This window comes from Rossellomorea vietnamensis (assembly GCF_025398035.1).
GTDB classification, from domain to species: Bacteria; Bacillota; Bacilli; order Bacillales; family Bacillaceae_B; genus Rossellomorea; species Rossellomorea vietnamensis_B.
The window spans coordinates 3900254-3913960 of record NZ_CP104558.1 but is presented as its reverse complement, the minus strand read 5'-3'; the positions used below and the strand labels follow the sequence as shown (position 1 = coordinate 3913960).

Below are 13707 nucleotides of genomic sequence, written 5' to 3'. Positions count from 1 at the left end.
CTTATCCTCTCCTTATGATTTCTTTTGTCCTTAGTTCATTCATTTTGCTTGAAAGGAATTCCCATTTCCCCCAAAAAATCTTGAGTTTCTGCTGACCCGCTTCATTCAGGGTGTAGAATTTCCGCGGTGGTCCGACACTGCTTTTCTTCTTTTCAATATTCACCAGATTGTTTTTCTCGAGGCGCATGGTAATGGTGTACACCGTGCCTTCCACCACATCCGTGAAACCAAGTTCCCTCAACTGCTGCGTGATCTCGTAGCCATACGTTTCACCCCGGCTGATGATCTCAAGCACACAGCCTTCAAGAACCCCTTTCAGCATTTCTGTGAAGTTTTCCAAACATTCACCCCCTATATTTTCATTCACTACTCGTTAATACTAACTACCACTATATAGTATGACAAAGTAGTGGATGGTGTCAACCCAATTTATAAAAGCTGAAGAATGTTTTTTCATCTTCAGCTTTTGTGGTAGATATTTAAGTGTATTTTTGAATAATTTCTCTATTGATCAAGCGAGTAGTGGTTGATTTCCACTCCAGGTGCTCGCTTTCCGCGGGGCTGGCGGTGAGCCTCCTCGGGCTAAAGCCCTGCGGGGTCTCACCTGTCCAGCGTTTCCCGCAGGAGTCGAGCGCCTTCCGCTCCAATCAACGTCAAAGATCGAGTGAATTTCTAGTACTCTTTCCTAGATCATTAGGTATAAAAACTCATTTACTTCTACTTCTTTAAATGGTGAGAGGAACAAAATCGGCGAGCCGAAACTCCTAAAGCGAATTAAACATTCAGCTCTCCCATAATCCATCCTTCCAAAAACTTCTTTAGAGACGCTGCCACTATCCTTCGACTTCCATTTTCGTGATTCCATATGTGGATTTTCTCTGACTGTATTGTGTCCTTTTCGATGAGATATCCAAATAAATCACCATTTCCTGCGTCGGCAAAAAATAACAATGAATTCACACCACTCTGTTGATGGGCATTTCTACAAAACACGTTTTCCCTGATCGTCTGTTCTGTTGACCAAATAAATGAAATCCCATAGTCGCCGTAAACCCCATTCGTCTCGTTGTATAATTGGGCAAGTCTCCTTGGCAATTCAATTTCTAATATATCTTTAACTGCTACTATCTCAGATTCAGTTGCGGGTGGTTTGAACTGACATTCTTTCGATAGACTGTTGAAGAAAGCTTTCCATTTCATTAAGTTTAACCACCTGAAATTTATTATTTAAAAGACTCCGCCATTTGAATCAACTGTGTTTTACTCACTTCTTTTGGGGTTAGTTTAGGGTAATAGATCACTTCATAATACATGTCATCTTTCCAGGTAATGACTCTTCTTCCTGAGTCATTCGGGATGAACTCTCCATAAGATTCACTACCGATTTTTACTTTTTCAATTTTATCTTTTGAATATTCTGGTTTTGAGGACGAAATTCGGATATCCATCATATTTATATCCGCGTTTAATAACGACATTTCTGCTTCCTGGTGATCCCCACTAACTGAAAAATCGGTGACCTTCATTTCAGCAAATGGAACCTGTGTTGGCGTCTTGAATTCAAATGTCATTTGGCTTGCCTTTGGAATGTAATGTAGATCGTACATCCTGCCACGGAGCTCCGACCAGACAAATAGTATGGTCAGAATGGAAGCAACTAATATTACAGAGTATAATCGTTTCCCTTTGGTTACGTTCAAAAATCCTATACTGTTAATCATTAACCCACCTTATATGTTTATATTTTTGAAGAGGAATCAACCCTTATGAAAACAGCCTCCAATTCCCCTCCGAAACCACTTCCACTTCACCATCGATCACCTTGATGGCTGTCTGATCATCAATGGCATACGATGGTCCCTTTATTCCTCTGGCCCATTTCTCTGCATCAGCCATCGTATTTTCAGGCAGCATCTCGTGGTCCAGATGGGGGAATATCGAAAAATCAACCATTCCGAGCGCTTCATCTTCGCCGTTCGGAGGATTCCAGCCAACAAAGTCTTCTCCGACGACAGGCGCCATCACCATACTCCCTGCACTCATTCCCACATAGACTGCATCCAGCGATGGCAAAAGATCTGCAAGTCCGGATTGTCGCATCCAATGAGCCAAATAGAGAGCGTCACCGCCAGATACAAGAAAGACATCCGTCTCTTTAACGAGTGGTACCCAGCGTTCTTTATGGATGCTTGGCAACGCTGTTAGTTCCAGTACGCCGACAGACTTCCATCCCAAATCCACCATGGGATTCTCTGAATTTCCGCTGATGAACTCCCACGTTCTGACGCCGGGACCGACCCAGGGGTGTCCGTACATGGCGGTGGGGATGCACAGGGCCGTGCAATCGGCGATCGGTTTGTCGAGCATGGCAACCAGGGCTTCGTGTATGCTTTTATTATTGACGCCTGCTGATGTAAGCAGTAATTTCATGTTTTTCATCTCCTTTGTATGATCAAAACGGATTTTCACTTATGCACTAAATCTTACCAGAGCTACTTGTACCATAAGGAATTCAACTAAAACGGCCATTTATCCTCCCTGGAAAAACCATGTGCTATTGCTCCGTTCCCTTATATCTGCCATCATTTATACACCTTTTCTGTAATGTTTGGACAAAAACTCATCCACTATCACTTTATGGCTTTTAACCATATTGGTTGGCAGTTCATCAGGATAAAAGAACTCGCATGTAATGGATTCTGATGGATCTATGTTCAATTTCCCTTCATATCCCTCCGAATAATAGGCAACCGTTACGACGTAAAACTCATCACCATTTTCGGCCTTTACATAGTGTTCCGGTCCTGAATACACATTGATTAAATGAAGTTCATCGACTCGCAATCCCGTTTCCTCATATACTTCTCTTCTAGCAACCTCTTCAGTGGATTCCCCAAGTTCCATCAGTCCGCCCGAAATTCCCCAAACACCTTTCGGATACGTTCGCTGTTGAAGCAGTAACCTTCCCATATCATCCACTATAACCGTAACGGCCCCTACAAAAAGTAATGGCCTGTGACCCACGATTTCCCTCAGTTCTTCTATGTATCCCATCATCTAGACTCCTTTTCATGCTATTTTAACTTGATGTCGCATTTCAAACCTGTCCTTTAACTTAGTACCAATTATTTCAAATGGTGGAGATTTGGGCAAGAGTCTTCATGATGTAAAAGTAAAGAATGATACGAAAGAATGGCTTCACTCTGTACCCAAAACCAATATTGACAGTTGCCATTATGGCGTATACAATACACATATAAATACTATGCATAGATTTACTATGCATACGAAGGGAGCCTATCTATGAAAGTAAGTAAAGAACTGCTGAAAGGGAGCACCACTACCCTAATATTAAGCTTGCTGGATGCCAAACCGATGTATGGCTATGAAATTATTAAAGAGCTGGAATTAAAATCTGACGGGATTTTCAACTTGAAAGAAGGGACCATCTATCCCATCCTGCACACGCTGGAGGATAAAGGCTTCATTTTGTCTTACTGGGAGGAAGGGTCTGGAAAAAGAAAAAGAAAATACTACAAGTTAAATGACTCCGGAAGAGAATTTATTCAGGAAAAGAAAAAAGAATGGTCCACTTTTAAACAAGCTGTGGACCAAGTCCTAAATGGAGAGAAACGCGCATGGGAATAGAAAAAAAGGTTGAATTATATATTGAAAGAATCTGTAAGCGGGTCAGAAACAAAGATGTTCATGCTCAAATAGCGCTTGAAATTCAAGATCATCTCCTTTTATTGAAAGAGGAAGGCATGAGCAGGGGACTCTCTGAGGAAGAGGCAATCGACTATGCGCTAACTCATTTGGGAGACGCAGAGGCGTTGGGAGACCAGTTAAACAAGACCCATAAAGCTCCGCTGGATGTCAAAACCATTCTTCCAGTACTGGCCGCTTCCCTGTTCGGTTTGGTGGTCATGTATTATTTGCAATTCCATTCCACTATTTCAGCCCTTAATGAAATGAGTGTTTTCAATAAAAGTCTTGTTTTTTATATAATCGGTCTCCTAATCATGCTGACTTTATATACCTTCGATTATCGGAAACTATTAACCTACTCGAAGTACGTTTACGTGGGGACGGTCCTTCTTCTACTTTTGACCGTTATAACTGGCGATAAAGTGGATGGTGTGCCATTTTTAAATTTAGGTATTGCCCATGTGAATGTAACGGAAGTGGCTCCCTTTCTTTTGATCATTTCCTTTGCAGGTATCTTTCATTCATGGAAGTGGAGGAGTACACGATCGTTATGGTTTGGGGTAGGAATGATTTCAATCCCCATCGCTTTATTGTCGACGACTGGTGCCTTAGCCACTACCTTCATCAGCATTCTGGTCTGTACTGCCATCATGCATGCTTCGGGTGCCGGCCTTAAACAAGTGATAACATTTGCAGCCGTCTCCACTATATGGCCAGTGGTACATTTGATCAGTCATGCCCAAACACATACGATGGTCAGTCCATATGCCGACCTACCATTTAAGCAAGCAGATCTAATAGGGAGTACAATCCAGACCGCTCCAAGTTTAATGTCCGAAGTTCATACAGATTTCATCCTGGCGTATACCATCTATTCATTTGGCTGGTTGGCCGCCATCGCGGTCTCCGGGACGATTGTCTATTTTATTTACAGAGCCTTTACCATATCAAGTAGCGTGAATAATGCCTTTGGTAAACTGCTTGTGGTTGGCCTTGCCACTACTTTTACAGCTCAATTTACAGTAAGCATCCTTGCAAATATGGGGTTATCGGCTCTTCCTGGGGTTTCCGTTCCATTTATCAGCTTTGGCGGCTCCCATATCATCATTGAAATGCTGGCAGCAGGATTGTTATTGAGTATATATAGAAGACGAAATACCGTTGATCTGGTTGTGGCAAATTAATAAATTCACTGATAAGAAGGAACAGCTTGAGTTACTGTTCCTTTTTATTGTACATATAACATATTACTCAAAGTATTTTATAAACCACCAAACTGTTCACTTCTAACATTCCTCTAGATCATACTTTTACCACATGAACTCGATATCTTATTTTAAACATCCTTATGCTTTAATCAATACCTTCCCCTCATAAGCACGACTCTCAATCAAATCGTGAGCCTGTTTGGCATCACTTAAATCGAATACCTTGGCAATGGGGAGCGTTACTTTGCCTGCTGCAAATAGCTCAATCACTCTTTCAGCAGCAGGAGCCAACATGTCCGGTCGATGTTTCCTCGTCGTCCCGAGGCTGAAGCCTTTTACATTTCGACAGGAGGAATGTACATCACTGGTTTTGAAGTGGCCTGCACTGCCGCTGCTGTTGCCGAATTGAACGAGGGTTCCGTACAAACCGAGACAGTCCAGGCTAGCCGTTGTGACTTCCCCTGCAACGGAATCGAAAACGGCATTGGCCCCTTTGCCGTTCGTCAGTTGAAGCACTTCTTCTGAAAACGTGTCGTATGTACAAACATGATCTGCCCCCATCCTCTTTACATAGTCTTCCTTGCTCAAGTTGCCTACTGTTGCCATGACTGTCTCAACCCCGGCAAGCTTCGCTAATTGAATGAGCATGGAACCGACACCACCTGCCCCGCTGTGCACAACGATCGTATCACTCTTCTTCACCTGTCCGATATCGTGTAACAGGATATAAGAAAGGATCGAAACAGTAGGCATGGCGGCCGCCTGTTCAAAGGAAAGACTCTCGGGAATTCTGAATGTCAGTTGCTTATGGGCTTTCACATACTCTGCGTAAGAACCACCTTTAGGAAAAGCAATGACACGGTCCCCTTCAGAAAAACCCGACGACGTTCCTGCTTCCACCACGGTTCCCGTTGCATCGAGCCCAAGGGTTAAAGGGAATTTCCCCTTTCCTTTATTGCCTCTTCTTGATTTGATATCGGCATAGTTTACACTTGTATATGCCGTTTTGAGCAAGACTTCTTCTTCCGTTATGGTTGGAGTCTCCACTTCGGCCAATTGTAGTATATGGGAACCCCCAAATTCATGTTGAATCACTGCTTTCATCTCAACACCCCTTTTACAACATCTCTCTTTCATTTTACTGTAATGACTGAAAGATGGGATAATAGAAAAAATGAAAGAACAGTCATAAACAACGCTTATATTGACAAGTTGTTCTCACCTATGTTAATTTGTATATGCAAATGAAAGGATGTTGTCCTTATGAATCAAGAAGAAGATGTTCTGATTCACTGCTTATATTTCACGGCAAGCCGTTTTTCCCGCAGCATCACCAAGCTTGCTGAAAAACACCTGGATGCCGGAGGACTTGCTCCATCTTACTTTTATATGATCATGGTCATCCACTTCAAACCTGGAATTACACAGAAAGAGCTATGTCAAAAGCTGGCGATTGCTCCTTCCACCAGTACACGTTTCATTGATAAACTGGAAAAGCGAAACATCGTCGTTCGCAAAATGTCCGGTAAGCAAACCTTCATTTCATTAACGGATGAAGGCGAAGAATTGTACCGTGAATTCCGCGTGTCAATCAAAGAAATGTTCCAGGATTATTCCAAGACGCTTGGGAAGGATTTCAGCCTGGATCTGAGTCGGATGCTGCATGAAGCAAGTTTAAAGCTTGAAAAAGAATGAGAGTGTTTTGCGCTCTTTTTTTACCCACTCATTTGCATATACAAATATAAAAATTGGAGGAATATATTATGAATAAAACGATTGTCATCATCGGAGCCGGTAGAGGGATCAGCTATGAGACAGCAAAGAATTTCGGATTGAAAGGTTACAAGGTGGCACTCATTTCTCGTACACTCTCTTCACTTCAGGAGCTTGAAAGTGATTTAGCGTCGCACGGTATCACGGCAAAAGGATTTCAAGGTGATGTTTCATCCGGATCGTCCATGAAAAAGGCTCTTTCTGAGGTAAGAGCTGCATTTGGTGATGAAATCGAGGTCCTGTTGTATAATGCAGCGTCCATCCGACCTGGACAACCGACTGCGATCAATGTGGAAGATTTCATTTATGACTTTAAAGTGAACGTGGCAGGTGCACTGGTCGCCGTTCAGGAGATCCTTCCTTTCATGAAAAAAGATTCCGGGTCCATCCTATTGACCGGTGGAGGACTTGCCCTCAATCCAAATGCAGATGTTGCGTCATTATCTGTCGGTAAAGCGGGCTTGAGAAACCTTGCCTACAGCCTGAATCAGGAACTGACGCCGAATGGAATCTATGTGGGGACTCTGACCATTAATGGCTTCGTTCATGAACACACTTATTTCTCGGGGGATAAGATTGCCGGCGCTTTGTTCGATATGCATGAAAAGAAAGAAGAGGTTGATGTTGTGTACGAAGAGGCGTGACAGATCAAGAGCCATCACAAGGCTTATGTGATGGCTCTTTGTTTATTTATTTTGGTTTTCCAATAACCTTGAAACGGCACGTTCCGCCGACTGCAGAGCACCTTCAAGATGGCCGCCATTTTCGGCTGCTGTTTCGGTTCCGGCAAATAGGATGTTCTGTTCCCACAGCCCCGCATGTCCAAGTGGACCATATTCAGGAAAATTCATGAGCGGTTCAGCATCCTCTCTTACCGCAGTGTGTGGGTCATCTGACCAATCCTTGTACAAAAGGGAGAGGGGCGAACCCGCCTGCTCACCGAATAAGCGTTTCAGCTGTTCCAAGACAAGCTTCATTATTTTATCCTCACCCAGCTCCCTGCGCGTTGCAGCCGGTATTCCGAAGAATCCAAACAAAGCACCTGCCCCTTTATCTGGTGAAGCGTCATGTATTTCCTGAAGAGGACCTGCCCAGCTCGTTACCTGACCCGAAAGACCATCTTTCCGCCAGAAAGGCCGATCATAAATAGCGATTGCCTTTGCCTGTCCCGCCATCCAAGTCGGCATTTCAAGCATGCTTTGGATAAGGTCTTCCGGAAGAGAAGGTGAGAATGAAAGATGTCGTGCTACAAGTCGTGGTGGCATGGCAAGGATCACAGCTTCTGCCTTCCATTCCTTCTTCCCGCCTTGCTCATCAGCTTCGACCGTGATGTCCCCATCGTTATTCATCCGGATTGCCTTTACGGCAGTATTCATCTGAACAGTACCCGGCGGAAGAGTATCATGGACGGCATCAATGAGTGACTCCACACCGCCATGCAGCCTGAAAGATCTTTGCACAGCCCCTTCCGGTAACACATGCCGTTGTGGAACAGCGTTTTCTGACTGCTCATAGAGAAGGGCTCCTTCCGTATGCTGCAGGAACGTCTGTAAACCGAGCTCCTTTACAAGACGGGTGATGAGCGGCTCATAGTCAGGCCAGAACCACGTCGGTCCGAGGTCCACTTTCGCAAGGTCCGTCCCTCCGATGGTCTCGCTTATGACTCTCCCTCCGATTCTTCTCCGGGCTTCGAGGACCACACACTCAACGCCTTTCGTGTGGAGGAGGGAAGCGGCCCTGAGACCGCTCAGGCCAGCCCCGACAATGATCACAGGTTTCTTCATGCCGTGACCTCCTATTCTCTTTATAATATAGAGTATTGTAGCAGAAGGGTCGGACCTTTTCATTCAGGGGAGCTTAAGCCATAAAAAAGAGCTTGCAGAAACATTTACTGTCTCTACAAGCTTTTCCTTTACCTACTCTTCATATTGCTCGTTTTCATACGTACCATACTGACCATTCTCCGTATCGATGACACCGCTCGTGTATGAATCCATGATCTGCTGACTTACCTGTTGGTTCGCATTTTCATCATATGTGAACTGCTCTTTCGGATCTCTCTTCTTCATGGTGATTCCCCCTTAAAATTAAGTAGTCGATTCTCCTTTATTGTTCGAAAATTGGCTACAGATATAAGTGGGAAAATATAGTATAATGATTGTAAGGAGGGGATCACAATGAGTTTAAAATATCAGAACATATTAGTAGCTGTAGATGGATCCAGGGAAGCAGAATGGGCCTTCAAAAAAGCGATTGCCATCGCCAAACGGAACGACGCCGTTCTGTCCCTGATCCACGTCATCGACACCCGCTCTTTCGCGGCCATCGAATCCTACGACCGCACTGTGGGAGAAAGAGCCATCAAGTATGCTGAAGAATTATTAAACGAATACAAAGACGAAGCGGCCAAAACCGGATTGACCAAAGTCAAAACCTATGTCGAATACGGCTCCCCGAAAGTGATCATCCCAAGAGAAGCAAACAAAAACGTCAAAGCAGACCTCATCATATGCGGTGCAACCGGCCTCAACGCCGTCGAACGCTTCCTCATCGGCAGCGTCTCAGAACACATCACCCGGGCTGCCCACTGCGACGTACTGGTTGTCAGAACGGAAGAAGTGGAAGATTGATTTACTATCTTTAATCCATTCAAAAAAGAAAGAAGCGATTGAGGGAGAGTGGTTCTCCCCAATCGCTTCTTTTTCTGTTACACAGATTGTTCAACAAAAGCTTTCAACTCAGCCTTCCCCTTCCCAATCTGCACCTTCACCTGCTCAAACCCCGTACCACCATACGACTTCCTTCTCTCCACAGCCGAATACGGAGTCAAAATCGAATAAATATCCTCCTCGATCAACGAAGAAAACTCACCATACTCCTCAAGCGATACATCCTTCAGATAGCAGCCCTTCTCAATACAATACAGCACAAGCTTCCCGACGATTTCATGAGCCTGTCTGAACGGAATCCCCTTCGTCGCCAGGTAATCCGCAAGCTCTGTCGCATTGGAAAAATCATTCCCGACTGCTTCCTTCATCTGTTCACTATTCACCTTCATCGTCGAGATCATGCCCGTAAAGATCTTAAGCGATCCCACAACGGTCTTCACCGTATCGAACATCCCTTCCTTGTCTTCCTGCATGTCTTTATTGTAGGCAAGTGGCAGACCTTTTAACACAGTGAGAAGAGAAATGAGATTCCCGTTCACCCTGCCCGTCTTCCCTCTGACAAGCTCCGCCATATCCGGGTTCTTCTTTTGAGGCATGATACTGCTTCCAGTAGTGAAACTGTCATCGAGCTCGATGAATCGGAACTCTTCCGTGGACCACAGGATCATCTCTTCCGCGAGGCGGGAAAGATGGGTCATCATGATCGAGCTGTTGCTCAGGAATTCCAGGATGAAATCACGGTCGCTCACGGCATCCAGACTATTCTCATAGCAAGCATCAAAACCAAGGAGCTCAGCTGAATATTCCCTGTCGATGGGGAATGTGGTCCCTGCCAGTGCACCTGCTCCCAATGGGGAGATATCGATTCTTTTCAGAGAATCAGCGAGTCTCTCCTTATCACGATTCAGCATCCAGAAATAACACATCAGATGATGAGCGAACGAGATAGGTTGGGCACGCTGTAGATGAGTGTACCCTGGAATGATCGTTTCAACATTTGCTTCCGCCTGGGCGATGATCGCTTCCTGAAGGTCCTCAACGAGCTTGACGATTTCCTCCACACGTCTTTTTAAAAAGAGATGCATGTCTGTCGCCACCTGGTCGTTACGGCTTCTGCCCGTGTGGAGCTTGCCGCCGACCTCACCGATCAAATCGATCAGATGCTTCTCCAGATTCAAATGAATGTCCTCATACTCAACGGAAAACTGAAGCTCATTCTTTTCAGCCTTCCCATACAGCACGTGAAGGCCATCGAGGATCTGATCGGATTCACTTTCTGTCAGAATCCCGCACTTTTTCAACATTTTCACATGGGCGATGCTGCCTTCAATGTCCTCCAGTACAAGCTCCTGGTCGAATGAGATGGATGCATTGAATTCATCCACCCATTCTTCCGGCTTCTTGGTGAAACGTCCTCCCCACAGCTTACTCATAGAGTGACTTTCTCTTTCTTCTCAGCGTTGACCATGGAAGACACCTTCGTTGGCAGACCCCATAGTTGAATGAATCCAATGGCAGCATCATGATCGAATTCATCCGCTTTTGTGTACGTTGCAAGGTTTTCATCATACAGTGAGTTCGGTGATTTTCTACCTTCTACGATGGCATGGCCTTTGAATAATTTCACGCGTACGACACCGTTCACATACAACTGTGTTTGATCAAGGAAAGCCTTTAACGCTTTATTTAATGGAGAGAACCAAAGTCCCTCATAAATTAGTTCCGTCATTTTTTTCTCGATCACCGGTTTGAAATGGGCCATTTCTTTCACCAGTGTGAGGTCTTCCAGTTCTTTATGTGCTTTTAAAAGGGTCATGGCGGCCGGACATTCGTAGACTTCACGTGACTTGATCCCGACAAGACGGTTTTCCACATGATCGATGCGTCCGACTCCGTGCTTTCCGGCCAACACATTCAGCTTCGCAATGATTTCATCAAGAGGATAAGCCACGTGATTCAGCTCCACAGGAACCCCTTTGGAGAACGTGATTTCAACCACATCCGCTTCATTTGGCGATTCTTCGATGCTAGCTGTCAGATCATATGCATCTTCCGGTGGTGCCGTCCAAGGATTTTCGAGCACTCCGCACTCATTGCTTCTACCCCATAGATTCTGGTCGATGCTGTATGGTGAATCAAGATTGATGGGAATCGGAATCCCCTTATCCTTCGCATATTCAATTTCTTCTTCACGTGACCATTTCCATTCACGAACCGGCGCGATTACTTCTAAAGAAGGGTTCAATGCGGCGATTGACACTTCGAATCTCACCTGGTCATTTCCTTTTCCCGTACAGCCATGTGCAACAGCCGTTGCATCTTCCTGTTCTGCGATCTCTACAAGCTTTTTAGCGATCAACGGTCTTGAGAGAGCGGACACCAGTGGGTATTTTCCTTCGTACAGCGCATGACTTTGAAGGGCAAGAAGCGCGTATTCATTTGCAAACTCTTCTTTTGCATCGATAACATAGCTTTTCGACGCTCCAACCGTCAGTGCTTTTTCCTGTACAAAATCAAGATCCTTTCCTTCCCCGACATCCAGGCAGCATGCAATGACTTCGTATCCTTTTTCCTTTAACCATTGAACTGCAACCGACGTATCCAAACCACCTGAGTAGGCTAATACCACTTTTTTATTCATCCGTATCTCCTCCTGTTGATTTTCTATATAAATGAATATTTATTCTTTAAGATGAATTTATATTAGCAGTTTACGAGAAATACATCAATACTTATTCATGAATTTGTATAATTATTTTATGGACAATTAGTGACATCCCCTTCGCACTGGGCTTCACCGAGAATTTATTGTAGGATAAAAGAAGAATGAAATGTGAGGAGCATCCAGAGAGATGAGAAACGAATTTTTTTCATATGATTCAAGACTGGGCATCCACCTTCCATTGCAGTTGAAGGAATGGCCGCTGTATTCTTCAGAGGAACAGGAAGTGATTCTCTTAGAGTGGGAGCGCGTCCGGGGAACGATTCCAGACCGGATCGGGGAAATGGATGCGGAGATCGAGCGCCTTCAGGATGAACTGGCTGGGGAAGAAGATTTTGAACGATCCTGCAAGATCAATCATGAAATCTCTGAACGTGCTTCGGAAATCAATGATTTATGGCTCTGGTACCGGACCAATCCGGAAAAAACAGAAAGGGAATGATGCGTTGAACACATCATTCCCTTTTTTATTGTTCATTTTTCTTATCGCGCAAATAGCGGTATTGATAATATTTTTCGGCAAAATCAGTGATCTTCCTGGAAAGCTGATAATTGGATCCCGCACCGATGGCAATGCTGACAAGAGGCAGACCCGACCACTTCTTACCCTTAAACATGGTGATGGCCATCGCTTTCAGTGCCTGCTTCATGGACCCCTCGAGCCACGTATAGTCCGTCAGCTGTTCCGATCCATCGTAAAAGTAATTGGAATCCTTCTTGTTCAGGTCCTCCATCAGATCCTCCCACGCAAGGGCACGGAGCCTTGAAGGAAGAGTCGCCGCATGGAACACCTTCAGGGAGGTCATCATTTCAAACGGCGTCTGTACATCAAATCCATACGTGATGGCGATGAGCTGTACCGAACGCAGATTGATGACGAGCATGGCAGGCAAATCCGACCCAAGAGCCACCAGCCCCCCGGTACCCGTCACCCCTCCCTGCAACAGGGAATAGATGCGATGGCGTCCCGCATGCTGTTCCGCTATGTAGTGAAGCTGGTCAATCGTTAAAAGGTGAAGATCCTCAACCGTTTGAATGTCCTGATTGAAGGCCCGCGCCGTCACAAGGATGCGCTCCCTTGCGTCATTTTGCATCTGTGAACCTTGAATCAGGGAATGCATATGAAATAACCAGCCATCCAGCCGCTGAAAAAACTGATCCTGAACATCTTCAGGAATCGATTCAAAGGCGTAGTCCAGCCACTTCACATATGTATGCTCCAAATCATTCGCTTCATACTCATACAACTCTTCTCTCCAAGCCTTGATCGACTGCCATACCTGCTTATCTCGTTCTGACCAGTTCACTTCTCCCCACTCCTTACATTCCTTAAATTACGTATAGTATACCATATATGGAATGGACAATTCCTTGGTGACGGGTAGAATGGTGGGAATAGTCAGTAAATTCTATTTACAAAGAAAATTCGACAGCCCGGCATGATTTATTGGAATGTCGCACGATACATGTGAATCTCGCATGAAAATGTAAATACACGCACGATTATCCTAAATCCGGCATGATACAGGTCATTTTCCGCATGATTCCTCCGCTAGGGATTTTTTGAGGTCCGTCCCTCTTTTCTGAACAAAAAAACAGGACCACCATAGCTGGCGATCCCGTTTTA

17 protein-coding genes are annotated in these 13707 nt (G+C 44.9%); 6 read left to right on the top strand and 11 right to left on the bottom strand.

Annotated elements, in window-relative coordinates; genetic code table 11:
• Position 1: 1 nt before the first annotated feature.
• From N5C46_RS20010 to N5C46_RS19990, 5 genes are all read right to left on the bottom strand, one after another.
• Positions 2-340, bottom strand: coding sequence for a PadR family transcriptional regulator (locus tag N5C46_RS20010; RefSeq protein ID WP_261749943.1), 339 nt, complete (start codon positions 338-340; stop codon positions 2-4).
• A 434-nt stretch (positions 341-774) separates the two neighbouring features.
• Positions 775-1200 carry an SMI1/KNR4 family protein gene (locus tag N5C46_RS20005; protein ID WP_261749942.1) on the bottom strand — a complete coding sequence of 142 codons (426 nt, stop codon included), beginning with the start codon at positions 1198-1200 and terminating at the stop codon, positions 775-777.
• Between the two features lie 23 nt (positions 1201-1223).
• A complete protein-coding gene (locus tag N5C46_RS20000; RefSeq protein WP_261749941.1) occupies positions 1224-1721 on the bottom strand; it encodes a hypothetical protein in 498 nt (165 codons plus the stop codon).
• A gap of 43 nt (positions 1722-1764) precedes the next feature.
• Positions 1765-2430 carry a Type 1 glutamine amidotransferase-like domain-containing protein gene (locus N5C46_RS19995; protein ID WP_159362579.1) on the bottom strand — a complete coding sequence of 222 codons (666 nt, stop codon included), beginning with the start codon at positions 2428-2430 and terminating at the stop codon, positions 1765-1767.
• A gap of 156 nt (positions 2431-2586) precedes the next feature.
• Positions 2587-3054 (bottom strand): NUDIX hydrolase, encoded by a 468-nt coding sequence (locus tag N5C46_RS19990; protein ID WP_261749940.1) that lies wholly within the window; start codon positions 3052-3054, stop codon positions 2587-2589.
• A gap of 249 nt (positions 3055-3303) precedes the next feature.
• Between N5C46_RS19990 and N5C46_RS19985 the strand changes: the two genes are divergently transcribed.
• Positions 3304-3648: a PadR family transcriptional regulator gene (locus N5C46_RS19985; protein ID WP_254652150.1), complete on the top strand. Its 345-nt coding sequence runs from the start codon at positions 3304-3306 to the stop codon at positions 3646-3648.
• Positions 3639-4892 (top strand): FtsW/RodA/SpoVE family cell cycle protein, encoded by a 1254-nt coding sequence (locus tag N5C46_RS19980; protein WP_261749939.1) that lies wholly within the window; start codon positions 3639-3641, stop codon positions 4890-4892. The genes N5C46_RS19985 and N5C46_RS19980 overlap by 10 nt, the downstream gene beginning before the upstream one ends.
• A 162-nt stretch (positions 4893-5054) precedes the next feature.
• On the opposite strand, the gene N5C46_RS19975 is transcribed toward N5C46_RS19980, so the two are convergent.
• Complete coding sequence (locus N5C46_RS19975) at positions 5055-6020, bottom strand: quinone oxidoreductase family protein (RefSeq protein ID WP_261749938.1); 966 nt, start codon at positions 6018-6020, stop codon at positions 5055-5057.
• A 159-nt stretch (positions 6021-6179) separates the two neighbouring features.
• Between N5C46_RS19975 and N5C46_RS19970 the strand changes: the two genes are divergently transcribed.
• Together N5C46_RS19970 and N5C46_RS19965 are read left to right on the top strand one after the other, a co-directional pair.
• Entirely contained in the window at positions 6180-6611 is a 432-nt protein-coding gene (locus tag N5C46_RS19970) for a MarR family winged helix-turn-helix transcriptional regulator (protein WP_261749937.1), read from the top strand.
• Positions 6612-6679: 68 nt separating this feature from the next.
• The gene (locus N5C46_RS19965) at positions 6680-7333 is read left to right on the top strand and encodes an SDR family NAD(P)-dependent oxidoreductase (protein WP_261749936.1); all 654 of its coding nucleotides are present in this window, start codon (positions 6680-6682) and stop codon (positions 7331-7333) included.
• Between the two features lie 42 nt (positions 7334-7375).
• Here N5C46_RS19965 and N5C46_RS19960 read toward each other — a convergent pair whose 3' ends face one another.
• On the bottom strand, positions 7376-8473 hold the full coding sequence (locus tag N5C46_RS19960) for a flavin monoamine oxidase family protein (RefSeq protein ID WP_261749935.1): 1098 nt from the start codon (positions 8471-8473) through the stop codon (positions 7376-7378).
• 132 nt (positions 8474-8605) lie between these two features.
• Positions 8606-8758: a hypothetical protein gene (locus N5C46_RS19955; RefSeq protein ID WP_167562120.1), complete on the bottom strand. Its 153-nt coding sequence runs from the start codon at positions 8756-8758 to the stop codon at positions 8606-8608.
• A 108-nt stretch (positions 8759-8866) separates the two neighbouring features.
• Here N5C46_RS19955 and N5C46_RS19950 point away from each other — a divergent pair, with 108 nt between their 5' ends.
• Complete coding sequence (locus N5C46_RS19950) at positions 8867-9319, top strand: universal stress protein (protein WP_261749934.1); 453 nt, start codon at positions 8867-8869, stop codon at positions 9317-9319.
• Positions 9320-9396: 77 nt separating this feature from the next.
• On the opposite strand, the gene argH is transcribed toward N5C46_RS19950, so the two are convergent.
• Positions 9397-10791 (bottom strand): argininosuccinate lyase, encoded by a 1395-nt coding sequence (gene argH, locus N5C46_RS19945; RefSeq protein ID WP_261749933.1) that lies wholly within the window; start codon positions 10789-10791, stop codon positions 9397-9399.
• Positions 10788-11999: an argininosuccinate synthase gene (locus tag N5C46_RS19940; RefSeq protein ID WP_261749932.1), complete on the bottom strand. Its 1212-nt coding sequence runs from the start codon at positions 11997-11999 to the stop codon at positions 10788-10790. Before N5C46_RS19940 ends, argH begins: the two co-directional genes overlap by 4 nt.
• 211 nt (positions 12000-12210) lie before the next feature.
• Between N5C46_RS19940 and N5C46_RS19935 the strand changes: the two genes are divergently transcribed.
• On the top strand, positions 12211-12522 hold the full coding sequence (locus N5C46_RS19935; protein ID WP_261749931.1) for a hypothetical protein: 312 nt from the start codon (positions 12211-12213) through the stop codon (positions 12520-12522).
• Between the two features lie 25 nt (positions 12523-12547).
• Here the strand turns inward: N5C46_RS19935 and N5C46_RS19930 are convergent, their stop codons facing one another.
• Positions 12548-13387 (bottom strand): EcsC family protein, encoded by an 840-nt coding sequence (locus N5C46_RS19930; protein ID WP_261749930.1) that lies wholly within the window; start codon positions 13385-13387, stop codon positions 12548-12550.
• Positions 13388-13707 lie beyond the last annotated feature (320 nt).